This window comes from Novosphingobium sp. BL-S-20, from assembly GCF_055521635.1.
Genome location: NZ_CM145493.1, coordinates 1,366,637 through 1,387,173, shown reverse-complemented (window position 1 = coordinate 1,387,173; position 20,537 = coordinate 1,366,637). Strand labels below are relative to the sequence as shown.

At 64.3% G+C, this 20,537-nt stretch carries 20 protein-coding genes and 1 riboswitch; of the genes, 9 read left to right on the top strand and 11 right to left on the bottom strand.

What is annotated here, in order from left to right; all coding sequences use genetic code 11:
* Positions 1 to 2: 2 nt before the first annotated feature.
* Together ACZ1II_RS05745 and ACZ1II_RS05740 are read left to right on the top strand one after the other, a co-directional pair.
* Positions 3 to 473, top strand: coding sequence for a nucleotide synthetase (locus ACZ1II_RS05745; protein ID WP_465143460.1), 471 nt, complete (start codon positions 3 to 5; stop codon positions 471 to 473).
* 43 nt (positions 474 to 516) lie between these two features.
* On the top strand, positions 517 to 1,986 hold the full coding sequence (locus tag ACZ1II_RS05740) for a TRAFs-binding domain-containing protein (RefSeq protein ID WP_465143459.1): 1,470 nt from the start codon (positions 517 to 519) through the stop codon (positions 1,984 to 1,986).
* A 10-nt stretch (positions 1,987 to 1,996) separates the two neighbouring features.
* Here the strand turns inward: ACZ1II_RS05740 and ACZ1II_RS05735 are convergent, their stop codons facing one another.
* From ACZ1II_RS05735 to ACZ1II_RS05715, 5 genes are all read right to left on the bottom strand, one after another.
* On the bottom strand, positions 1,997 to 2,842 hold the full coding sequence (locus ACZ1II_RS05735; protein ID WP_465143458.1) for a Crp/Fnr family transcriptional regulator: 846 nt from the start codon (positions 2,840 to 2,842) through the stop codon (positions 1,997 to 1,999).
* Between the two features lie 519 nt (positions 2,843 to 3,361).
* Positions 3,362 to 5,029, bottom strand: coding sequence for a M28 family metallopeptidase (locus ACZ1II_RS05730; protein ID WP_465143457.1), 1,668 nt, complete (start codon positions 5,027 to 5,029; stop codon positions 3,362 to 3,364).
* Between the two features lie 102 nt (positions 5,030 to 5,131).
* The gene (locus tag ACZ1II_RS05725; RefSeq protein ID WP_465143456.1) at positions 5,132 to 6,007 is read right to left on the bottom strand and encodes a LysR substrate-binding domain-containing protein; all 876 of its coding nucleotides are present in this window, start codon (positions 6,005 to 6,007) and stop codon (positions 5,132 to 5,134) included.
* Positions 6,008 to 6,186: 179 nt separating this feature from the next.
* A complete protein-coding gene (locus ACZ1II_RS05720; protein ID WP_465143455.1) occupies positions 6,187 to 7,302 on the bottom strand; it encodes an aminotransferase class V-fold PLP-dependent enzyme in 1,116 nt (371 codons plus the stop codon).
* 3 nt (positions 7,303 to 7,305) lie between these two features.
* Complete coding sequence (locus ACZ1II_RS05715) at positions 7,306 to 8,052, bottom strand: tryptophan 2,3-dioxygenase family protein (protein ID WP_465143454.1); 747 nt, start codon at positions 8,050 to 8,052, stop codon at positions 7,306 to 7,308.
* Between the two features lie 107 nt (positions 8,053 to 8,159).
* On the opposite strand from ACZ1II_RS05715, the gene ACZ1II_RS05710 reads away from it, so the two are divergent.
* Positions 8,160 to 8,669 (top strand): Lrp/AsnC family transcriptional regulator, encoded by a 510-nt coding sequence (locus ACZ1II_RS05710; protein WP_465143453.1) that lies wholly within the window; start codon positions 8,160 to 8,162, stop codon positions 8,667 to 8,669.
* Positions 8,670 to 8,672: 3 nt separating this feature from the next.
* Here the strand turns inward: ACZ1II_RS05710 and msrB are convergent, their stop codons facing one another.
* From msrB to ACZ1II_RS05695, 3 genes are all read right to left on the bottom strand, one after another.
* Entirely contained in the window at positions 8,673 to 9,119 is a 447-nt protein-coding gene (gene msrB, locus ACZ1II_RS05705) for a peptide-methionine (R)-S-oxide reductase MsrB (RefSeq protein WP_465143452.1), read from the bottom strand.
* A 183-nt stretch (positions 9,120 to 9,302) separates the two neighbouring features.
* Positions 9,303 to 9,605 carry a UBP-type zinc finger domain-containing protein gene (locus tag ACZ1II_RS05700; RefSeq protein WP_465143451.1) on the bottom strand — a complete coding sequence of 101 codons (303 nt, stop codon included), beginning with the start codon at positions 9,603 to 9,605 and terminating at the stop codon, positions 9,303 to 9,305.
* Positions 9,602 to 11,236: an FAD-dependent oxidoreductase gene (locus tag ACZ1II_RS05695; RefSeq protein ID WP_465143450.1), complete on the bottom strand. Its 1,635-nt coding sequence runs from the start codon at positions 11,234 to 11,236 to the stop codon at positions 9,602 to 9,604. The genes ACZ1II_RS05700 and ACZ1II_RS05695 overlap by 4 nt, the downstream gene beginning before the upstream one ends.
* A 296-nt stretch (positions 11,237 to 11,532) precedes the next feature.
* Between ACZ1II_RS05695 and ACZ1II_RS05690 the strand changes: the two genes are divergently transcribed.
* The 3 genes from ACZ1II_RS05690 (at position 11,533) to ACZ1II_RS05680 (ending at position 14,540) form a co-directional block, all read left to right on the top strand.
* Positions 11,533 to 12,207 (top strand): sensor histidine kinase, encoded by a 675-nt coding sequence (locus ACZ1II_RS05690; protein WP_465143449.1) that lies wholly within the window; start codon positions 11,533 to 11,535, stop codon positions 12,205 to 12,207.
* 153 nt (positions 12,208 to 12,360) lie between these two features.
* Positions 12,361 to 13,872, top strand: coding sequence for a sensor histidine kinase (locus tag ACZ1II_RS05685; RefSeq protein ID WP_465143448.1), 1,512 nt, complete (start codon positions 12,361 to 12,363; stop codon positions 13,870 to 13,872).
* Positions 13,869 to 14,540 (top strand): response regulator transcription factor, encoded by a 672-nt coding sequence (locus tag ACZ1II_RS05680; protein WP_465143447.1) that lies wholly within the window; start codon positions 13,869 to 13,871, stop codon positions 14,538 to 14,540. Before ACZ1II_RS05685 ends, ACZ1II_RS05680 begins: the two co-directional genes overlap by 4 nt.
* Before the next feature lie 4 nt (positions 14,541 to 14,544).
* On the opposite strand, the gene ACZ1II_RS05675 is transcribed toward ACZ1II_RS05680, so the two are convergent.
* Positions 14,545 to 15,345: a universal stress protein gene (locus ACZ1II_RS05675; RefSeq protein ID WP_465143446.1), complete on the bottom strand. Its 801-nt coding sequence runs from the start codon at positions 15,343 to 15,345 to the stop codon at positions 14,545 to 14,547.
* Positions 15,346 to 15,391: 46 nt separating this feature from the next.
* The gene (nhaA, locus tag ACZ1II_RS05670; RefSeq protein WP_465143445.1) at positions 15,392 to 16,594 is read right to left on the bottom strand and encodes a Na+/H+ antiporter NhaA; all 1,203 of its coding nucleotides are present in this window, start codon (positions 16,592 to 16,594) and stop codon (positions 15,392 to 15,394) included.
* A 237-nt stretch (positions 16,595 to 16,831) separates the two neighbouring features.
* Between nhaA and ACZ1II_RS05665 the strand changes: the two genes are divergently transcribed.
* The gene (locus ACZ1II_RS05665) at positions 16,832 to 17,221 is read left to right on the top strand and encodes a response regulator transcription factor (protein ID WP_465143444.1); all 390 of its coding nucleotides are present in this window, start codon (positions 16,832 to 16,834) and stop codon (positions 17,219 to 17,221) included.
* 18 nt (positions 17,222 to 17,239) lie between these two features.
* Here the strand turns inward: ACZ1II_RS05665 and ACZ1II_RS05660 are convergent, their stop codons facing one another.
* Complete coding sequence (locus tag ACZ1II_RS05660) at positions 17,240 to 18,373, bottom strand: MlaA family lipoprotein (RefSeq protein WP_465143443.1); 1,134 nt, start codon at positions 18,371 to 18,373, stop codon at positions 17,240 to 17,242.
* 212 nt (positions 18,374 to 18,585) lie between these two features.
* Positions 18,586 to 18,692, top strand: a riboswitch (SAM-I-IV-variant riboswitch).
* Positions 18,693 to 18,729: 37 nt separating this feature from the next.
* Here ACZ1II_RS05660 and ACZ1II_RS05655 point away from each other — a divergent pair.
* Positions 18,730 to 19,671 (top strand): homoserine O-succinyltransferase, encoded by a 942-nt coding sequence (locus ACZ1II_RS05655; RefSeq protein ID WP_465143442.1) that lies wholly within the window; start codon positions 18,730 to 18,732, stop codon positions 19,669 to 19,671.
* A 153-nt stretch (positions 19,672 to 19,824) separates the two neighbouring features.
* The gene (locus ACZ1II_RS05650) at positions 19,825 to 20,532 is read left to right on the top strand and encodes a TorF family putative porin (protein WP_465143441.1); all 708 of its coding nucleotides are present in this window, start codon (positions 19,825 to 19,827) and stop codon (positions 20,530 to 20,532) included.
* Positions 20,533 to 20,537: the final 5 nt, after the last annotated feature.

Below are 20,537 nucleotides of genomic sequence, written 5' to 3'. Positions count from 1 at the left end.
CCATGTCGACACTCAACTATACCCAGTACGGGCTTTCGCCATCCATAGATCTGGGGCTTGATGATGATGCCGAAGCGATTCTGTTCAAGGTCACGCTGGAGGTCGATTGCGGCAGGATTTCGCTGAACTACGGCGTCTGCGGCGAAGATGTCGATTACATCCCGATCACCTGCAATACGAAAGTCGATATCGAACTCGTCGGTGAGCAACTCTACTTTTCCAAGGAGTGGGATGCGATTACGACCAAGGAAGCCCTGTCTTCCTATTACGGTGCTCTCGAATACGGCGATTACGACGCGGAACTCGATCGCTACAAGAAAGTGACATTCCAGGCGCGATACAATCAGGGCGGTAAGCTCGGCACCAAGCATCGCTTCAACATCAACGTGGACTTGATGCAGGGCACCCGGTGCGATCCCAAATGGATCGGTCTGACGATTGACCCTGACATCAAGAACCCGCCGCCGAATTGAGTCCGAACCCGGAATTCCGAGTCTTCCATCAAGAGGTGCGAGCGTGACCCTTCCTGCCCTAGCCAGAATCCGGCAGATCGCGCGCGCGGGCGACACCCGGCGGGCCTGGCGGATGTTCCAGGATGCCGGGCTTTCGGCATCCTCGGCTCCGGACGCGCTGAGTCTGAAGGGCAGGCTGCTCAAGGACCGGGGTTTCCAGGCGGAGGGCTACGACCGGGCGCGGCTTCTGAAGCAGGCGCAGGAAACCTATCTGGAAGCGGCAGGGGAGCGTCCGGCGACTTATCCCCTCATCAACGCGGCCACGATCGCTTTCCTGAACGATCGTTCCGCGGAAGCCCGAGAACTGGCCGGACGAATTCTGACGATTCTGGCAAGCGGCGAACACGAGGCGGAAACCCTCTATTGGCTCGCTGCTACCGAGGCGGAAGCGCATCTGCTGCTGGATGATCGGCTGGCCAGTCGCACGGCATTGGAGCGGGCCATGCAGGCGGCACCGCAGGCCTGGGAGGATCATGCCGTTACCTTGCGGCAGTTCCGGCGGATATTGAAACGGCTTGGCCATGCGCCGGATTATTTCGATCATCTGCAGCCGCCACCCAGTCTCTATTTTTCGGGGATTATCGGACTTCCGCAAGACGAAACCGAAGTCCGCGCACGGATCGAAGACGCGCTGGACGAAATTCGTCCGGGTGCAGTCTTCGGGGCGCTGGCCGCCGGCACCGACATTCTCGTGGCAGAAATGGCGCAGGCGCGCGGTGCCCATCTTCACGTCGTCTTGCCGACTTCGGTAGCCCGTTTTCGTGAAATTTCGGTCGCGCATTATGGTGACCTCTGGACCCGGCGTTTCGATCGACTGATCGACGAGGCGGATGTGGTGGAGGCGCTCGATGCCAATGCCGGCCTGTCCGAGGCGGCAATCCTCAGCGGTTCCCGCGTGGCGATGGGGCTTGCCTTGCGCCATGCCCGCAGCCTGGCGACGCGTGCGGTTGCCTTGCACGTATCGCGACCGACGGATGTCGCGGCTCTTTCCGAAATCGAATGGCGCGCACAGGGCTTGCCCATTCGGCAAGTCGTTCTCGCGGAATCGCTACCCGCACGCGGTGGTTGCCTTGATCCGGCGCGGAACCTCGCGTTGATTGCATCGACGGACACGCTTCCCGCCATTCCCGCCGCACAGCCCGAGGCGGAGACGATCGTCGATGGGGCAAGCATCCTCGCTTTCGACGATCTCGTGACGGCCATGGACTATGCGGTTTCGCTGTCGCGCGTCATGCCGGAAATTCGGCTGGGACTTGACCATCGTGCCGTCGAACCGGGCGAGGACCTGGAATTTTCAGGGGAACTGGCGATCCTGCTGGCGCGGGCAGCGCCGCCAGGCAGTATCTGTGCGTCCTGGCCTCAGATCGCGGCGCTCGACTTGCTTGCTCCGCACTGTCGTTTCGAGTCGGCGGGGGAAGTTGTCACGACTTTGGGTGACGTTCCGATCGGACTTTATTATCCGCTGACGTCCTGACTTTCTGGTCTCAGCAGATCAATTCTGCCAGCATCCGCGGGGCATGAATGGTCAATTGCTCATCGTCGCGGCTGATGATCCCGCGGCGAATGAGTGCCGCGATCGCGCGGCTTGCCGTTTCACGGGTGGTATTGGCACCCAGCGCCAGAGCGGTGACGCGCGGTGGCGGCGCGATATGCTCACGCCCGTCGGCCAGGGCCAGAAGTTCGGCATAGACCCGGCCGGCCGCGCTGTAGGTCATCCGTGTGACCATGCGATCGAGCGCACGGTCGAGTTGGCGGGCCAGCAGTCGAGCCATGCCTGCGGCGATCTGTACATTGCCCGCCACGAGTTCGGAGATTTTGACCGCTTCGGCGCAGAGCAGTTGGGAATCGAGCAAGGCATTGATTTCGGCGCGATGGACCGTCGCCGCCGGGTAAGCACCGAAGAATTCGCCGGGGCCGAACTGGGCGACCTGCTGGCGTTGACCCTCCAGGCCATAAGTCTCGACTCGCAAGGCACCGTCGATCACCAGCCAGCAATTGTGCGAAGGCTCTCCCTGGCGGGCGAGGATATCCTTTGCCGAAAGGCGTTGCGGGATGAGCACGCGCGCGAGTGCCTCGGCAGAATGCCGATCACAGCGAAAAATCGCGGTTATCGCCTCGATCTGTACTTCGAAATCCAATGACTCTGCCCCCGGCCGAGCAATCACCTCGACATGCCGCATATCGGTACCGGACGTCCCCATAACGACCGTGGACCTATGCGCCGTCGATGCGATTGCATCCCAGTTAGCCAATTTCGGCAACTTAGCCAATTCTTGCGGGGGATGGAATGCACGAGGCGTTAAATCATCGTTGGGCGTGATCCCCGTCACAGGGTCTCACGATTTCGAACTCTACAAATGAGGTGCGACCCGAAGGCGGCTCGTAACAGAGCAGCCCCATTTACTGGCCCGAAGGTCTTATGGCCTTCGGGCTATTTTTTGCGGCCCTGGAGCTATTGTTTGTCGCTCTTTCTGGCCTTCGCCCTTCAAACCGGGCGCTTTTCAAACCGGGGTGCGACCCGCAGGGTGTTTTCGGGTGTAACGGGTTCTTTTCGTCGCCTGGAAAAATTGCCGCAGCCTACCAGGGCGGGCAAGTGAAAATAAAGTCATTGCGGCGATAACCATCCGGAAACGCAGGTCGTCGCAAGGATTGCAACGGCATCGGCATTTCCGGCGATTTGAACTTTGCCAAGCGGCGAAGTCATTCTTTATGCTCGGGGAATATTTTCTAGCCGGTACACCGCGCCTGCAAGTCGGAAAGTAGACCGGATCGGTCCTATCTTCACTGTTCCGCCTGAGGGCAATCCTGCCCTGAAACGATTGCACCGTTCTAGGGCAGGACCTGACATCTTACTTGCGCGATGCCGCCGATGCGTCGCGGGTGGCGCGGAATTCGCTGTCCTGCGACCAGTTTGGCCAGACGTGGCTGTTCGCGAGACGATCACCGAGGTTGTAGAGCAGCGTCAGGTCGCCGGTCCAGCTGCTGGTGTTCCAAGTGGCGTCGTACTCATCGGCGGGTTGGTGATAGCGATCGCGGGTGTAGATGTCGGCCAGTTCCTTGCCGCGCGCCGCGCCGCCGTTCACCAGTTCGCTGCCCGCATCGTAGGAGATGGCGGGAACGCCGCGCTTGGCCATGGGGAAGTGGTCCGAGCGGTAGAAGCTGCCCGCTTCGGGGCGCGCGTCCGGCGTGTAGTGGCGTCCGAGCTTGCCGCCTTCTTCGGTCAGCAGGGTCAGCAGGTCCAGCTTGGCGGCGCCGGAAATGCTGAAGTCCAGCGTCTTTTCAGCCGCGAAGGGGCCGTCCATGTTGATGACACCGGCGGTGGTCGCCAGCGGACGAAGCGGATTGTCGGCATAGAATTCCGAGCCGAGCAGGCCTTTTTCCTCGGCCGTCACTGCCAGGAACAACACCGAGCGCTCGGGTTTCGCTTTGGCATAGGCGCGGGCGAGTTCGAGCAGGGCGGCGGTGCCGGAAGCATTGTCCAGCGCACCGTTGTAGATGCGGTCGCCCTTGGCGTCGGGCAGGCCGATGCCGAGGTGGTCCCAGTGGGCCGAGTAGATCACCGTCTCGTCGGGATACTTCGAGCCGCGCACGAGACCCGCCACGTTGTGCGAGGTGATGATTTCCGACTTCACGCCGTAGTTCGCGCTCATCGTCGCCTTGAGCGGGATCGGCTGGAAGTCCTTCTTGCGCGCGGCGGCCTTGGCGGCTTCGAAATCGATGCCCGATGCCTTCAGCAGCTGGGCGGCGAGGTCCTTCTGGATCCAGCCTTCCATTTGCGTATGCGCGGACTTGGGGTCGGCGCGGACGATGTCGAACATCGTATTGGTGTTGGAGTTCTTGACGGTCGCCCAGCCGTAGGAGGCAGGTTCGCTCTCGTGGATCACCAGTACGCCCGCGGCGCCCTGGCGCGCGGCTTCCTCGTACTTGTAGGTCCAGCGGCCGTAATAGGTCATCAGCTTGCCGCCGAAGTCGCCCTCACCGCCCTCGAAATCGGGGTCGTTGACGAGCACGACCATGATCTTACCCTTGAGATCCATGCCCTTGAAGTCGTCCCAGCCACGTTCCGGGGCTTTCACGCCGTAGCCCACGAAGACCAGCGGCAGGTCCTTGAAATCGACCGCAGTCTGGCCGGTCTCGGCGGCGCGCACGGCGATCTGTTCGCCCTGCGACAGCGGGGTGGCGGCAGTGCCGATCGTCATCGAGAGCCTGGGCGTGCCGACGATGTTCGACATGCGCAGCGGCACGTCCTGGAACCAGGTGCCCTTTTCACCGGCAGGCTGGAGACCGGCGGCCTTCATCTGCGCGGCGAGGTAGTCGATGGTCTTCTTTTCCGCCGGGGTGGCGGGGCCGCGGCCTTCGAATTCGTCGCTGGCAAGAGTCTTGATATCGTTCGAGACGCGCGCAACATCGAACTTTGGCGCAGGTGCCGCGAGGGCAGCGGCGGACACGGAAAGCAGCCCGCCAAGGGCCAGCGCGCGCAGGGTCTTGCGCGCAAAACGAGAGGTCGGGGAAGTCATCGGTACTCCTTTGCCGGTCGGCCGGAAGTTTATGGCATGCTGAATCGGTGCGATCCGCTGCCGCCGATGATGACGATCCTCGTCGGCTTGTCGATATGTATACTATGTAATTTCGACAGGTATGCGCGTTATGGGAACTTCGGGTTGCAGGGAAGCAACCACTTCGCGGGCCAGTTTCGCCAGTTGCCCAGTCGGTCCTTCCAGTCCCGGCGCGGTCTGGAGAATGCAGGAGACGTTGGGGAGATCGGGAAGTCCCTCTTCTACCAGCGGAGAATCGCGCAGGAACAGCGGGGTACGGCAGGTCAGGCCGAGACCGGCGTCGACGGCGGCGCGCAAGGCGGTGAGATTGGGCGTTTCCACCGAGATCCGGTATGGCCTTCCGGCATCTTCCAGCGCCCGGATCGCGGCTTCGCGAAAACGGCAGGGCGGCTCCAGCACGGCGAGCTGGATGGTCTCCTGCTGCGCCAGTTCGGACTTGCCGTACCAGGCCATCGGCGTGCTGGCGATGGCGCTGGGATCGTTGTTGGCGGCAAAGCCCAGCACAATGTCGAGCTGGCGGGTTTCGAGCTGGCCGAGAAGTTCGGCGGTTCCGGCGACGCGCGAATAGAGCTGGGCTTCGGGGTGAAGCTCGGCGAAGCGGGCGAGCAGGCCGGAAAGGAGCATTTCCGCAAAGTCCTGCACCATACCGATCCGCGCGGGGCCGGTGAACTGTCCGGCGGTTACGGCGGCTACGGCCTCGTCATGCAGGTTGAGCACTTTGCGCGCATAGTCGAGCATCAGTTCTCCCGAAGGTGTCAGCGTCAGCCGCCGTCCTTCGCGGTGGAACAGGGCCTGCTGGAGCAGTTCCTCCAGTCGTTTGATCTGCAGGCTGAGCGCGGACTGGCTCACGAAGACCCGCTCCGAGGCATGGAGCATCGATCCGGTGTCAACGATAGCCACGAAACTTCGCAGAAGGTTGGTAGGCAGATTGACGGGCATGGCGGGTTCTCTCGGAGTGGCGGACGAGGGAGGTATATGAGTCATTCTCAACTGAAACAGTAGAGAATATGTTTCTCCTTGCAAACCTTGTCTGCGCTTGCCGAGCGCGCTCCACCGTGCGCCGAAGGGATTTCGGCGCAGGGGGAGGTCTTTTCCGTCAGTTTTTCGGGGATTTGTCGTCAGGAGGCGAGTTGGAACGTCAAGCCCGCTTCGGCAAGGGCGCGGCCCAGCAGGGCGGCTTGTTCGGGAGTGTTCCAGGCGTGGAACGAGGCGCGCAGGCAGTTTCCGCGCAAGTCGTAGTGGAAGCCGCCGGGGGCAAGGGCCGCGCGGAGTGCCTCGATATCCTCGAAAGTAAGGCACAGCGTACCGCCGCGATTGTCCATGGCGACGGGGTGCCCCACCGCTTCGGTGAAGGCGACGATGCAGGCGCGGTTGTGGCGCAGGATCTCGCTCTGACCAATGCTCAGAACGGTTTCGATCCCAGCACGGGCTAGGGCGAAAGGGGCGATCGAGGGGCTGCCGCCCTGGAAGCGGCGGGCATCTGGTGCATGGCGGAAACGGCGGATGTCGAACTCGTAGGGGTTTTCGTGCCCGAACCAGCCGAGATCGAGTGGTTCGAGCGTCTCGGTGAGGTCGCTTCGCAGCCAGAGCCAGGCCGCGCCGGGGCCGCCGCAGAGCCATTTCACGCTCGATCCGATCACCGCGTCGATGCCCCATTCGCGCGGGGCTACCGGCAGGATACCCGCCGATTGGGCGGCATCGACGATGGACAGCGCGCCATGGCGGCGGGCAATCTCCGCAATCTCCGCAATGGGCGAAGTGACGCCAGTATTCGAATGGACGTGCATGGCGACGACGGCCACAACGCTGCCGTCGAAGTGGCGTTCCCAGTTCTCCGCGCCTCCGGGCGACTGCGCTGCGGGGATGAAGCGGGTCTCGAAGCCGAGCCGTTCCAGTCCTTGCGCGACGTAGCCGACGGTCGGGAAGGCCTGCTCGGACATCAGCACCCGGTTCCGGCCCGGCGCTGGACGCAGCCCCGAAAGCAGCGAGAACAGCGCCGAGGACACGCTCTGCTGGGGCGCGATTTCGGCGGCATCCGTGCCGACCAGCGCGGCGACGGCGGCGCGGAACCGTTCGATCTCGTCCAGCCACGGCCCCCAGGCCGCGCCGCCGGTCGATTGCCATGGCGCGAGATAGCTGGCCTCCATCACCTCCCGCGCCTTGCGGGGCAGGCAGCCGACGGAATGGGTCAACAGGTAGGGGCCGCCCTCCGGGACATGAAACAGGTCATGCATGAATCAGTGGTCCGCCTTTTCCGCAATGCTTTCCCGAACGCGGCCGTAGTCATGGCCCCATTCGTCGGTCATTTCCACGCGTACGTCCCAAAGTTCCGGGAAAAAGCGATGTTTCGCACCCGCTTGGAGAAGATCGACCGAGCGCCCCTTGAGCGAGGCCGAGCCCATCCCGATCGAGCGGTGGATCAGGAACAGGTGATGCCAGCGGAACTTGCCAAACAGCTCGTCCAGTTCGATCAGCGCTTCGGCCACGGCATAGGCTTCGTCATGGTTATAGCCATGGTCGTAGATTTCGCGCACGGTGCGTCCGGCGCCGGTGACATAGGCCTGATCGAACGTCTCCCAGAGATCGGGAATGATCCGCAGCAATACGCGGAAGCCCGGCGATTCCTGGCCGCTGCCATTGCCGAGTTGCAGGCGGATCTGCTGGTATTCCTTGGGCGACATCGTTTCCAGCAGGTCGAGCTGGTCGGTCATCATCCGCATGATGCGATGGCAGCGACCGAGCAGCGTGACCACCCGGAAGGCCTGTTTCTCACGCAAGTATTCGTCCACCGCGACGACGGTGTAGGCCATCAGCTTCATCCAGAGTTCCTCGACCTGATGGACGATCTGGAACTGGAGTTCGTCGGCATTGGCGAGGTCGTCGAAGGGCTTCTGGCAGGTCAGCAGCTTTTCGGTGTTGAGGTAGAGCTCGTAGTCGAGCGCGGCGGGCGCTTCGAGCAGTTCGTAGACCTTGCGGCGTTCCATGTTGTCTTCCCGGGGATTGTGTGGGAGGGCAATAGCACCGCCCTTGTGGGACATTGGTCCCAATCGGTAGCCTGTAGGCGCTATATGAAGAACGTATGGCGTGTTGAATGAATTTTCAGGGAACGATCGTTTCGATGTCGAAGGACCTGCCACTCGACGCCGTCGACAGGCGTATTCTCGCGGCGCTGGAGCATGATGCGCGGCTCAGTTTTGCGGGGCTGGGCGATGCGGCGGGGCTGTCCAAGACGCCGAGCTGGAAGCGGGTGCAGGCGATGGAGAAGGCCGGGGTCATCACCGGCTACCGGGCGGTGATCGATCCGTCGGCGATCGGTCTCGGCACGAGCGCCTTCGTCCATGTCTCGATCGAGTTCGACCGGCACGAGGCCTTCGAGCGGGCGGTGGCGGAGGAAGCGGCGGTGCTGACCTGCCATGCCGTCGTCGGCGATTTCGACTATATGCTCCACGTCATGACCGGCGGCATGCCCGATCTCGACCACTTCCTGCGCAATCGCCTGCGCCGTCTTCCCGGCGTGCGCCATTTCAACACGACGCTGGCGATGCGCGACGTGAAGCCGCGCGCCTATCTCACCGATGCGGCGAGACAGGCGCGCGATTGAGCGTCAGGCGTCCTCGACCTGATCGAGATAGGACGCGTAGCCCTCGGTCTCCATGTCCTCGCGCGGCACGAAGCGCAGCGAGGCGGAATTGATGCAGTAGCGCAGGCCGCCGCGATCGCGCGGGCCGTCCTCGAAGACATGGCCGAGGTGGCTGTCGCCGTGGGCCGAGCGGACTTCGGTGCGGATCATGCCGTGGCTGCGGTCGACGATGTCGTTCACGTTGGCCGGTTCGATCGGCTTGGTGAAGCTGGGCCAGCCGCAGCCGGATTCGTACTTGTCGGAGGAGGCGAAGAGCGGCTCGCCCGAGACGATATCGACGTAGATGCCAGGCTTCTTGTTGTAGAGATATTCGCCGGAGCCGGGGCGCTCGGTGCCGCTGTTCTGGGTGACGTGGAACTGCTCGGGCGTCAGGCGGGCGATGGCCTCTTCGGTTTTTTCGTAAGTCGGCATGATGTTCTCCTTGGGCGGGAACATGGGGATCGTTTCGCGCGGAGGAAAGAGCCGCGAGCCGCTTTCCGTGGAATTTCAGGAACGGGAAAAGCCGGACAGCGCAGGCGGGGTCGGGGGAGGGGGAATGACCTGCGCTGCCCGGCAAGGTGGAACCGGTGTTGCTCCGGTTCGCGGCCGAGGTTCCTAGAAGAACCGCGGAATGGGTCCCCATTGCGGGGTCTGGTCGGGAAGATCGATCTCCATGTCGTCGACGTAGCACCAACCCCAGCCCTCGGGCGGGTCGTAGCCTTCGATGATCGGGTGATGCGTCTGCTGGAAATGGGCGCGGGCGTGACGGTGCGGGCTTTCGTCGCAGCAGCCGACATGGCCGCAGCTTCGGCACAGGCGCAAGTGGACCCAGGGACTGCCGATTTTCAGGCACTCCTCGCAGCCGCGCGCGCTGGGGGTGACTTCGTTGATCGTCGAGCTGTGGCGGCAGGAATTCATGGTGCGTCCTTTCGGGCGAAGAGGGCGTGGATTTGCGAGACGACCGCGGCGCCTTCACCGACAGCGGCGGCGACCCGCTTGGTGGAGCCGGCGCGCACGTCGCCGATGGCGAAGACGCCGGGCATGGCGGTTTCCAGCGGCAGATTGGTATCGCCGCCGGTGACGACAAAGCCCTTCGGGTCCTTTTCGACCTGGGCCGGGAGCCAATCGGAATTGGGATCGGCGCCGATGAACAGGAACATGTGGCGCAAAGGGCGCTGCGTGACCGTGCCGTCGTGGCTGCGAATGCTGATAGTGGAAAGCGTGCCGTCCTCGTGCCCCTCCAGGGCGACGACTTCCGAGCCAACGTGAATCTCGACATTGGGCAGTTCGGCGATACGTTCGATCAGGTAGCGCGACATCGTTTCTTCGAGGCCGCGCCGCACGATCAGGTGGAGTTTGCGAACTTGCGGGGCAAGGTAGACCACGGCCTGTCCGGCGGAATTGCCGCCGCCGACCAGTGCCACTTCCTCGCCCGCGCAGAGTCGTGCTTCGACGGGCGAGACCCAGTAGGAGATGCCCGCGCCCTCGAAACGTTCGAGGCCTGCGATGGCGAGCCGGCGGTAGCGCGCGCCTGAGGCGATCACCACACTCCGCGCCTTGACGTGGCCTTGGGCGGAAAGGTCGATCCGTAAATGATCGTCCTCGCTTTCGAGCGCCCCGACCGCGACGGGGATGGCGATCCGCGCGCCGAACTTCAGCGCCTGGTTGAAGGCGCGCCCGGCCAGCGCCTGCCCGGAAATGCCGGTGGGGAAGCCGAGGTAGTTCTCGATCCGCGCTGAGGCGCCGGCCTGCCCGCCCATGCTGCGCGCATCGAGCACGACGACCGACAGCCCTTCCGATGCCGCATAAACCGCCGCTGCCAGACCGGCGGGACCGGCACCGACGATCGCTACGTCGTGGAGCATGTCGGGATCGAGATGCGAGGTGAGACCGAGGCAGGCGGCGAGTTCCTCTTCGCGGGGGCGCCGCAGGATCGAGCCGCTGGGACAGACCACCAGCGGATATTGCGCAGGCTCGACGCCGAGCCGCTCGACGAGGGCCTTGCCCTCCTCGTCGCTGCTCACGTCGAGCACCAGCGAGGGATAACCGCTGCGGCGCAGGAATTCCTGAAGGCGCACGACATCGGCGCTTTGCGGCACGCCGATGATGATCGGTCCGGCGCCGCCTTCCTCGATCAGGCCGACCCGGCGCAGGATCAGCGCGCGCATCACTTTCTCACCCAGTTCGGCTGCGCCGATCATCAGGGCGCGCAGATGGGCGGCGTCGATCGGAAGCGCGGTGCAGCCTTCCGGTCCGGCGGTTCCGCCCGCGATCGAGGGGCGGCCTGCAAGCTGGTTGATTTCGCCGCTGAACTGGCCGGGACCATGAGTGGTGATCCGGGCCTCGCGGCTGAGACCGTCGCGCCGCTCGACCTCGATTGTCCCTTCGAGGACCAGCCAGGTCGGCGCCTCGCGGTCGCCGATGGCATAGACGGCCTCGCCAGGAGCGAAACGGCGCTGCGGCCCGCTGGCGAAGCGTTGGGCGAGCGAGAGTTCCTGCGCCGAAAGTACCGGGAACGTCTGGTGTTGGCGCGTTTCGATCGTGCTCATGGTCCCTCGTGTGATGCGCCGGTGCAGGCGATTTTCGGGCCGGCGGCCTGCGGAACCTGCCCGGTCCTTCTCCATGTGATCGCTTCTGCGCGCCGCCGCCATCATACGCTGGTTTGGGGGGAGTGGGCATGGAATGCCGCAATCCCCAACCTCAGCGGAGGAGAACCAAACTACCGTATGATGGAAAAGAGGGAAGCATGGGGCGACAACATGGCACAGCAATCGCTCCGCCCGCAGTTTGCCCGTTCCGCCAACAGGCGCGGTTCCAGGCAGGGCAGATCCAGAAGGAATGCACGATGTCGATGGTCCAACGTTCGTCGCACCGGGAAGGTCCCGGCGATCGCGCCATTCAGCCTTTCGGTACGCCGGTGCCCGGAGAGGAAATCGAGCGGGAAAGCGATCACCGCATCGCCAACAATCTCCAGTTGCTCATGGCGATGGTGGCGGCCGAGAAGCGCGAATTGGCGGACCCTGCCGCCGGGCTGGTGTTCGACCGCATGCTTGGCCGGATCGGTGCCATCGCGGGGGTGCACCGCCAGCTCACCCGGCCTGTGCAGACCGGCGCCGTCGATGCGGGCGGCTACCTCAGGACCCTGGTGAACCAGATGGAGGCGGGGTGCTGCGACGTGGCGGGGGGAAGGCGGTTGCGGGTGAGGGCCGATCCGGTTTCGGTGCCCGCGCGTCTGGCTGGGGCGATGGGGTTGATCGTTTCGGAATGCGTGCTGAATGCCTGCAAATATGCCTATCCGAGCCAGGCTCCCGGTGAAGTGCGGATCGAACTGCGGCTGGCAGGCCCTTATGCCCTGCGGCTGAGCGTGGAAGATGACGGGGTCGGACGAGCGGAGGGCGAAAGTGGCGGCGGCTTCGGCATGCAGTTGATGGAGGCGCTGGCGGCAAGGATAGATGCGACCCTGTTCCGGGAAAACTTGCGTCCGGGTACGCGGATCGTACTGGCCGTGCCGCTGGCCTGACCGGCGATATCCCGAACGGTGCCATGCGCCGTTGACCTAAACGAAGGTTGTGGTTGCGCCCCGCTCAACTCGTCGGCAATTTACTTCGCCAGGTCCGGGTTCGGTTCCCGGCAGGAGGAGGCAATGCGCGGCGATGCCGAGGCAGGGGTTTTGGTGAACAGATTCTATGCCCTGGCGGGGGCGATACTGGCGCTGGGTATCTTTGCACTGGATGTCCTCAGTCCGCTTCAGGGCGCGGTGGCGGTTCTCTACACGACCGTGGTCGTGCTTGCCGGGCGCACCCATTCGCGCGCGGCAGTGCTGGCTGCCGCCACCTATTGCGCGGTGCTGGTCTTTGCCGGCTATTGCCTGTCTCATTGGGATGCACCGATGGGTGCACCGGCGATGCGTCTTGGTGTCAGTCTGGTCGCATTGCTCGTCACGACGGTGCTGATCCTGCGCCAACTGGCGGAAAGCGCGGAGCGAGAGCGGGCCGATGCGCGCTATCGGACGATTTTCTCGGCAGCGGGCTTTCCCATCTGGGAGTCGGACTGGTCGGGCGCCTGGCGCCTGCTCGAAGGAACCGGCGATTTCGACGATCGCCTGGTGGAAATGGCCTTCGGTTCGGCGCGCGTGCGCAATGCCAACCATGCCGCCGCACGCCTGTTCGGCCTGGCAGACCGGAGCGAATTGGCGGGCGGTACCATCGGCGATTTCGCGACGCCCGCGGCGTTCGAGGCGTTGGCCCGGATATATGCAGGGCTGCTGCGGGGCGAGGAGGCGGTGGAGGAAGAAACGCGGTTCGTCACCCGCTTGGGCGAGGAAGTCGACGTGTTGCTTCAGGTTTCCTTGCCACCCGATCACGATGGCTGGAAGCGCGTGCTGGTCATGGCCATCGACGTGACCGAGCGAAATCGCTCGCAGACCCGCCTGGCGCAGTCGCAGGCCGACCTCACGCATATGTCCCGTGTGACCACGCTCGGCCAGCTTGCGGCATCCATCGCCCATGAAGTGAACCAGCCGCTCTCGGCGATCATCACATATGCGCGGTCGGGCCGGAGGTGGCTCGAAAAGGGGCTGGATCAAGGCCTTGACCGCGATGCTCCGGCGGCCAAGGAAGTCGCCGACTGTCTAGAACATATCACCAGCAACGGCACCCGCGCGGCGGACGTGATCGCGCGTATCCGCGAACTGGCGCGCAAGGCCGATCCCAAGCGGGAAGCGATCGCTTTTGCGCCGCTGGTGGAAGAAACCCTGGCACTGTTGCGGCGCGATCTCCAGACCCACGGCGTGGGCCTGCAAGTCGCGATCGACCCGGACTTCCCCGATCTGCTGGGAGACCGCGTGCAATTGCAACAGGTGCTGATGAACCTGCTCATGAACGGTGAGCAGGCCATGGCGGCGATCCCTCCGGATGAGCGGGAGCTGCACTTGCGGGCGACGCGCCGTTCGCAAGACGAAGTGATGATCGAGATCAGCGACCGGGGCAGCGGGATCGCGGGCGATCCGGAGGACCTGTTCCTGCCGTTCTTCACCACCAAGGGGGAGGGCATGGGTATGGGGCTGGCGATCTGCCGCTCCATCGTGGAGCAGCACGGCGGCACGCTGACTGCGGCAAATGTGCCTGGCAGCGGGGCGGCTTTCCGGTTCTGCCTGCCGGTGCCGGTGGAAATGGTGCTGGTATGATGCCGCCCGAGATGGAATCGATGACGGACGAGGAACTGGCAGGCTGCGTCTGCGTGCTCGACGACGATGCCGATGTTCGCAGCAGTATCGGCAGCCTGTTGCGGGCAAACGGCTTCGAAGTGGCGCTTTTCGCGACGACTGAGGCTTTCCTTGCCGCGAAGCTTCCCGAGCAGGCGCGTTGTCTGGTGCTGGATATTCGCCTTGCAGGCGAAAGCGGGCTGGACTTCCAGGAGCGCCTTGCCGCCGAAGGCATCGCGGTTCCGGTGATCCTGATTACCGGCCATGGTGATATCCCGATGACCGTCCGTGCGATGAAGGCTGGCGCCGTGGACTTTCTGCCCAAACCGTTCGATGAGGACCAGTTGCTGGCCGCCGTGCGCACGGGGCTGGCAGCGGATCGTGCACGCCGGTCGGTCCACGCCGACAATGCCGCTTTGCGGCTCGGCTTCGAGACACTGACGCCGCGCGAACGTGAGGTGATGGCGTTGGTCGTCACTGGGCTGATGAACAAGCAGGTCGCCGCGCGGCTCGACTTGTCCGAGATCACGGTGAAGATCCATCGCGGCAATGTGATGCGCAAGATGGCGGCGCAGTCGCTGGCCGATCTCGTGCGCATGGCCGAGCAACTCGGCGTGCGGGACGAGAGCATCACCCGCTACCGGAACTGACTCTTCAGAGACCGTTCTTGACGACCAGCGTGTCGGCGGGAATCCATTCGAGAAGAGCCGAGGTATTGCTGCCGAATGTCGCCTGGGCCAGACCGCTGCGGTTCCGGCTGCCCAGAACCACGAGGTCCGGGGCAAGGCGCTTTATGCTGCGGGCCAGCACTTCGTCCGGCGCGCCGAGTTCAAGGTGCATCGTCAGCCTGTCCGAGGGGAGGGCTGCGTCCCGGAGAAAGTCGTGCAGCCGGGTCTCGGCCTCGCGGCGCAGCTCTTCGCGCATGCCGTCGGAATCGATCCAGCCGCGAAACGGCACATGATAGGCATGGACCAGATCGATCGGCAAGTCCGGAAACAGTTCGGCGGCGAGGCGCAGGGTGCGCAAGGACTCTTCCGAGATGTCCACGCCGATCAGCATGCGGCGATAGGGTTCGCGTGGTCGCTCCTTCACCACCAGTACCGGCGCGGCGGCGTTTCGGACGATGTAGTCGACTGCGGTGCCGAGAAAGTAGTCGCCCAGATGGTTGAACCGGGCGATGCCGGTGACGATCAGCGAAGGGCCTCGTTCCTGTGCGAGATCGGCGATCATGTCCGGCGCCGGTCCGGACGGCAACACTATCCGCACCTGAACTGCGCCTGCGGGGAGAGTCCGGCGAACGTCGGCTTCCGATACCGGCGCTTGCGGTCTCACGGCATGGATCACCTCGGTCTCGACCTGCCACTGCTTGCCCAGCATGAGCGCTCGGTCCACCGCGCGGTCGCTGCGCGCGCTGAGATCCGTCGCCACGAATACCGGTCCGCGCTGCGCTGCCATTCGGTTTGTCCTTGTTGCCTGTTCCGGCGGCAGTGTCCCGGATCGTTCAGTCCTGCGCAACCGCCTTTGCGTCCTGCCGCGATGCAGTCAGACGGAGCACGACATATCCCGCCAGGGCCGAAAGGATCGAGCCGCCGAGTACGCCGATCTTCACCTCGTCGATCAGCACCGGATCGCTGAAGGCCAGCCCCCCCACGAACAGGCTCATCGTGAAGCCGATGCCGCAGAGCAGGCACATGCCGTAAGTCTGTAGCCAGGTCGCGCCGCTCGGACGCCGGGCGATGCCGAAGCGCGCGCAGAGCCATAGCGCCAGGAACACGCCGATCTGCTTGCCGAGGAACAGCCCCCCGGCAACGCCCAGCGGTAGCGGGGCAAGCAGTTGCTCTTTGCCAAGCCCTGCCAGCGATACCCCGGCATTGGCGAAGCCGAACAGAGGCACCACGCCGTAGGCGACACAGCCGTGAAGGCCGTGCTCCAGCCGGTGAAGCGGCGATTCCGTGCTGTCCGGCGCGCCGGGCGTGGTGCGGATCGGGATCAGGCAAGCGGCCAGCACGCCTGCAATAGTGGCATGAACTCCTGATAGCAGGACCGCCAGCCAGAGTGCGACTGCCAGAAGAAGATAGGGCCAGAGCCGCTTCACGCCGATCCGGTTAAGCACGAACATTACACCCATAACGATCCCGGCGGCGAGCAGGGCGGCACCCTTGATCTGGCTGGTATAGGCCAGCGCGATGACCGCGACCGCGCCCATGTCGTCGACGATCGCCACCGTTGTCAGGAACAGCTTGAGCGAGGCAGGTACCCGCTTGCCGAGAACGGCCATGACGCCGATCGCGAAGGCGATGTCGGTCGCGGCGGGAATGGCCCAGCCGCGCGCGAGGCCGGGTGTCGAGCCGGTAATGGCGAGGTAGATCAGCGCCGGGCAGACCATGCCCGCTGCCGCGGCAATCGCCGGAAGCGCGCGGTCCGACCAGTTCGACAGGTGCCCGTCGACGAATTCCCGCTTGATTTCCAGGCCCACCAGCATGAAGAACAGCGCCATCAGGCCGTCGTTGATCCAGTGTGCCAGCGACATGGAGAACCACTTCAGGCCGATCCTGAGATGAAGGGCGTGGAAATAGTCTTCGGCCAGCGGGCTGTTGGCCACGATCAGCGCCAGCGCTGCCGCACCCATCAGCAGGATACCGCCAGAAGCCTCGCTGCGCAGGAAGGCGCGAAGGGCTGAACGGGGGCGCTTGGGAAGGATCATCGATCGGTTACGGTCGCTCGGTAAGGCACTGGGCACAAGGCGGGAAGATGCGAGGATGCTGCGATATGCAGCGCGGCTCAGTCTAGACGCAATGGTACGGCGATGCCACAGGGACGGGCCTTTCCCTTAACACCTGAGTATGATGGCATTGGCCTGCCGATCTTGCCAACTGGAGTGAGGGGTGAATGGAACCACGGCCCCGTCCGAAGGTTTCGCCCGAAAGAACTGGAGTATACATTGGTCGCGCCCCTAGAAAACAGCCCGCTGACGCGGCCACTCGTGGCCGTGGTGGACGATGACGCCGGGGTGCGCGGCAGTCTCGACAGTCTGCTCCGTTCGGAAGGGCTGACGAGCATCGGCTTCGCACGCGCCGAAGACCTGCTGGCCAGCGATCTACTGCGGCATGTCACTTCGATCGTCACCGACCTGCACATGCCGGGCATGACCGGCTTGGCGATGCAGGCCGAATTGCGCCGCCGCAATTGCCAGCAGTCGGTGATCGTGATGACCGGCTATCCGACCGACGCGGCGCGGCAACAGGCCATGGCGGCGGGTGCCAGCGCCTTTCTGACCAAGCCGATCGACCCCGATATCCTGCTGGCTGCCATCGAGGCCGGACTGCACTGAAGCCGGTGTAAGCGTCCTTCAGGGCGTCGGCACGTCGGGCGTTGCGGCCTGTGCAGGTTCCACCGTAACGAGCGTCGCAGCGGTCGGCTCGGCGGGAGCTGGCGCGCTGCCGGTCGGTTCTGCGGGTTCCGAGCCTTCCGGGGTCTTGGTCTCGCCGGTCTTGCCGGGCGTCTTCAGGCCGGGGCCATAGACCGGCACTACGTCCGGCACGGTGCGTCCATGAAGCGCCTCGATCTCGGCCTCGCGCTGCTTGAGATAGAGATCACGGTAGGCGGCGTAGGGCCTGTCTTCCTCGCGAATCTTGCCGATCTGTTCGTCGAAGGCGGCGCGTTCGCCAAGCTGGTTCATGATCGTCATCGGCAGGACGACGGCGGGCTTGGTGAAGGGCTTGCCGACGGCGGCGGGCAGCAGGAGCTTGTCCACGGTGTCGCCGACGATGTCGCGAAGCGTCGTCGGGCCGACGATCGGCAAATAGAAATAAGGTCCCGGACCGACGCCGTAATAGCCCAGCACATTGGCAAGGCCGTTGGGGCGATAGGGCAGGTTGAACGGCTTCTTCTTCGCCACGTCCACGAAGCCGGCGACGCCGAGCGTGGTGTTGATGACGAAGCGGCCCGCGGTTTCGGCGGCCTTGCCCGGCTTGAACTGCAGCAGGTAGGCCGCGAAAACGACCGGCTCGCCCAGATTGCTGAAGAAGTTGCGCAGGCCCTTGCGGACGGGACGGGGCAGGCCCTTGTTGTAGGCCTTGGCCACGGGTTCGAGCACGGCCTTGTCGACCGCCTGCACGGCCTTGAAGGATTCGATGTTCAGATGTTGCAGCGGATCGCCGGGCGGTGCCGGTTCCGGACGGGTGACGACGATGACCGACTCGGGACCAGAGGCAGGGTCGTTCGCTTGGGGCGCCGCGGCGTTGGGCGTTGTTGCTGGCAGAGCACCTTCCGGAGCGGAGGGTGCCGGAACAGCGGGAGATTCCGTCTGCGATGCCGGAGCGGCCTGCGAATCCTGAGTCGCAGTGATTGCGCCGGTCGCGGCGCCGGCGACATCTTGCCCCGTCGTCGTGCCGGCGACATCCTGCACAGCCAAGTAGGCGGGAGCGTCGGGAACCGGCTGGCCCGTCATCAGGATCACGACGGCAGCGGCCGGCAAACTCATTCCAATGTCCTTAGCATAGCGGCGCCTCGGCTGCGAAGTCGATTTCGCGGAGGCGCAATTTTTCGTATTCCTCTCCGGCGGCTAGGCCCGATTTCCCTATCCGTCAATTGTACGGGCGGGCTGATCGCCCGCTCAAGACTGCGCGAACGACGCGCCGGATAGTCAAATGGGGGCAGGGCGTTGCCAGAGCGCGCCAAACCGCCTATGGCCGTTTCCAGCATCAAGAGTTGGGGCGACGCCCAACGCCAACCTGCCGATCCGGGCAAGGTGGCACTCCGTCAAGGAGGATGTGGCCGACCGGGCAATCGAACGGATCAAGCCACCAGCGTCGTTCCGGAATTGAGGACCGACGCGAAGTGCCGATCAAGATACCCGACGACTTGCCCGCCCGCTCCATCCTGGAGAACGAAGGCGTGGCCGTCATGCGCGAAAGCGATGCGGTGCGGCAGGATATCCGCCCGCTGCGGATCGGCCTGCTCAACCTCATGCCCGACAAGGTCAGCACCGAAACGCAGCTCGCTCGCCTGCTGGGCGCGACGCCGCTCCAGATCGAACTGACGCTGGTGCGGATCAGCGATCACGTGGCTCGCAATACCTCGGCCGAGCATCTCGAGGCCTTCTACCGCCCCTGGCGCGATGTCGAGCACGAGCGGTTCGACGGCTTCATCATCACCGGCGCCCCGGTCGAACGGCTGGCCTTCGACGAAGTGCGCTACTGGCCCGAACTGCGCCGCATCTTCGACTGGACGCGCACGCACGTCCACAGCTGCCTGACGATTTGCTGGGCGGCGCAGGCCTTCCTCCACCACTTCCACGGCGTCCCCAAGCACGAACTTCCGGCAAAGGCTTTCGGGGTCTATCCCCATCGCAACCTCGCGCCGAACTCGCCGTTCCTGCGCGGGATTTCGGACAGCTTCGCGGTGCCGGTCTCGCGCTGGACCCAGGTGCGCAAGGCTGACCTGCCGGAGAGCGGCAGTCTGCGGGTTCTGGCCGAAAGCGACGAAGCGGGACTCTGCCTGCTCCACGATCCCACCGATCGGGCGCTGCTGATGTTCAACCATCTCGAATACGATGTGGACACGCTCGGGAACGAGTATCGCCGTGACGGCGGGCCGGTTCCGGTGAACTACTATCCCGGCGACGATCCCGCCCAGGCTCCCGTCAATGCCTGGCGCAGCCACGGGCACTTGTTCTTCGGCAACTGGATCAACGAGATCTATCAGACCACGCCCTTCGACGGCGCCTTGATCGGCGGCGGGATTTCCGAAGAACGCATTGCCGAACTCGATCCGGCCTGAGGCAGCTTCGGCGCAATTTTTTTCGAAATGATATGAACATCTTGTAAGTTTCTGTTGAGGAGATCGGCGGGCAGCCGCGCACGCTTCCGCCGATGGCCGGCGGGGTGTCCTATAATGGCACTGCCCCCCGTTCCGTCCCAAAACAGGACTTACATGCCGTTCCCCTCCTCCGCCGGGCCTGCCCTGGCGCTGCTGTTCCTGCCCGCTACCGCTCATGCCGCCGCCGATACGCCCGACTTCACGGTTTCGGGCGCGGCGACGCTCATCAGCGACTATCGCTTTCGCGGCATTTCGCTGACCGGCAAAGACCCCGCCGTGCAGGCGACGATCAATGTCGGACATACGAGCGGTGTCTATATCGGCACCTGGACGTCTTCGCTCGACATGGGTGACCGCTATGGCCCGACCGAGGTCGATTTCTACGCCGGATGGGCGGGCGCCTTGGCGCCCCGCACGACGCTCGATGTCATGCTGGCCTATTACAGCTATCCCGGCGGCGAAGGCTCGGGGAAGATCGAATACCTCGAAACCACCACCAAGCTGACCCACGACTTCGGCCCGCTCAGCGCGACGCTGGGCACGGGTTACAGCTGGGACCAGGCCGCGATCGGCGGCGATCACCTCTACGTGTTCAGCGATACCGCTGTCCCGATCCCCGGCACGCCGCTGACCCTGCGCGCCCATGGCGGCCGCAGCAAGGGAGCGATCAGCCCGAAGCCGGGCGGCTACTACGACTGGTCGCTGGGCGGCGATGCCGTGCTGGGACCGATCACGCTGGGCCTCGCCTATATCGACACCAATCTGCGCCGCAATCCGGCCGCCACTGCCGCCGCGCTCTTCTCGGTCACCGCGGCGTTTTGACCTAA

What these genes read in the sequence shown, in the direction of transcription:
- ACZ1II_RS05675 (WP_465143446.1), bottom strand. Translation starts at nt 15,345, where the DNA reads ATGGCAGCGCAGCGCGGACCGGTATTCGTGGCGACGGATCTCAGCGCG.
- ACZ1II_RS05680 (WP_465143447.1), top strand. Translation starts at nt 13,869, where the DNA reads ATGATGCCGCCCGAGATGGAATCGATGACGGACGAGGAACTGGCAGGC.
- ACZ1II_RS05690 (WP_465143449.1), top strand. Translation starts at nt 11,533, where the DNA reads ATGTCGATGGTCCAACGTTCGTCGCACCGGGAAGGTCCCGGCGATCGC.
- ACZ1II_RS05700 (WP_465143451.1), bottom strand. Translation starts at nt 9,605, where the DNA reads ATGAATTCCTGCCGCCACAGCTCGACGATCAACGAAGTCACCCCCAGC.
- nhaA (WP_465143445.1), bottom strand. Translation starts at nt 16,594, where the DNA reads ATGATCCTTCCCAAGCGCCCCCGTTCAGCCCTTCGCGCCTTCCTGCGC.
- ACZ1II_RS05720 (WP_465143455.1), bottom strand. Translation starts at nt 7,302, where the DNA reads ATGCATGACCTGTTTCATGTCCCGGAGGGCGGCCCCTACCTGTTGACC.
- ACZ1II_RS05650 (WP_465143441.1), top strand. Translation starts at nt 19,825, where the DNA reads ATGCCGTTCCCCTCCTCCGCCGGGCCTGCCCTGGCGCTGCTGTTCCTG.
- ACZ1II_RS05725 (WP_465143456.1), bottom strand. Translation starts at nt 6,007, where the DNA reads ATGCCCGTCAATCTGCCTACCAACCTTCTGCGAAGTTTCGTGGCTATC.
- ACZ1II_RS05695 (WP_465143450.1), bottom strand. Translation starts at nt 11,236, where the DNA reads ATGAGCACGATCGAAACGCGCCAACACCAGACGTTCCCGGTACTTTCG.
- msrB (WP_465143452.1), bottom strand. Translation starts at nt 9,119, where the DNA reads ATGCCGACTTACGAAAAAACCGAAGAGGCCATCGCCCGCCTGACGCCC.
- ACZ1II_RS05730 (WP_465143457.1), bottom strand. Translation starts at nt 5,029, where the DNA reads ATGACTTCCCCGACCTCTCGTTTTGCGCGCAAGACCCTGCGCGCGCTG.
- ACZ1II_RS05715 (WP_465143454.1), bottom strand. Translation starts at nt 8,052, where the DNA reads ATGGAACGCCGCAAGGTCTACGAACTGCTCGAAGCGCCCGCCGCGCTC.
- ACZ1II_RS05660 (WP_465143443.1), bottom strand. Translation starts at nt 18,373, where the DNA reads ATGAGTTTGCCGGCCGCTGCCGTCGTGATCCTGATGACGGGCCAGCCG.
- ACZ1II_RS05710 (WP_465143453.1), top strand. Translation starts at nt 8,160, where the DNA reads ATGAATTTTCAGGGAACGATCGTTTCGATGTCGAAGGACCTGCCACTC.
- ACZ1II_RS05745 (WP_465143460.1), top strand. Translation starts at nt 3, where the DNA reads ATGTCGACACTCAACTATACCCAGTACGGGCTTTCGCCATCCATAGAT.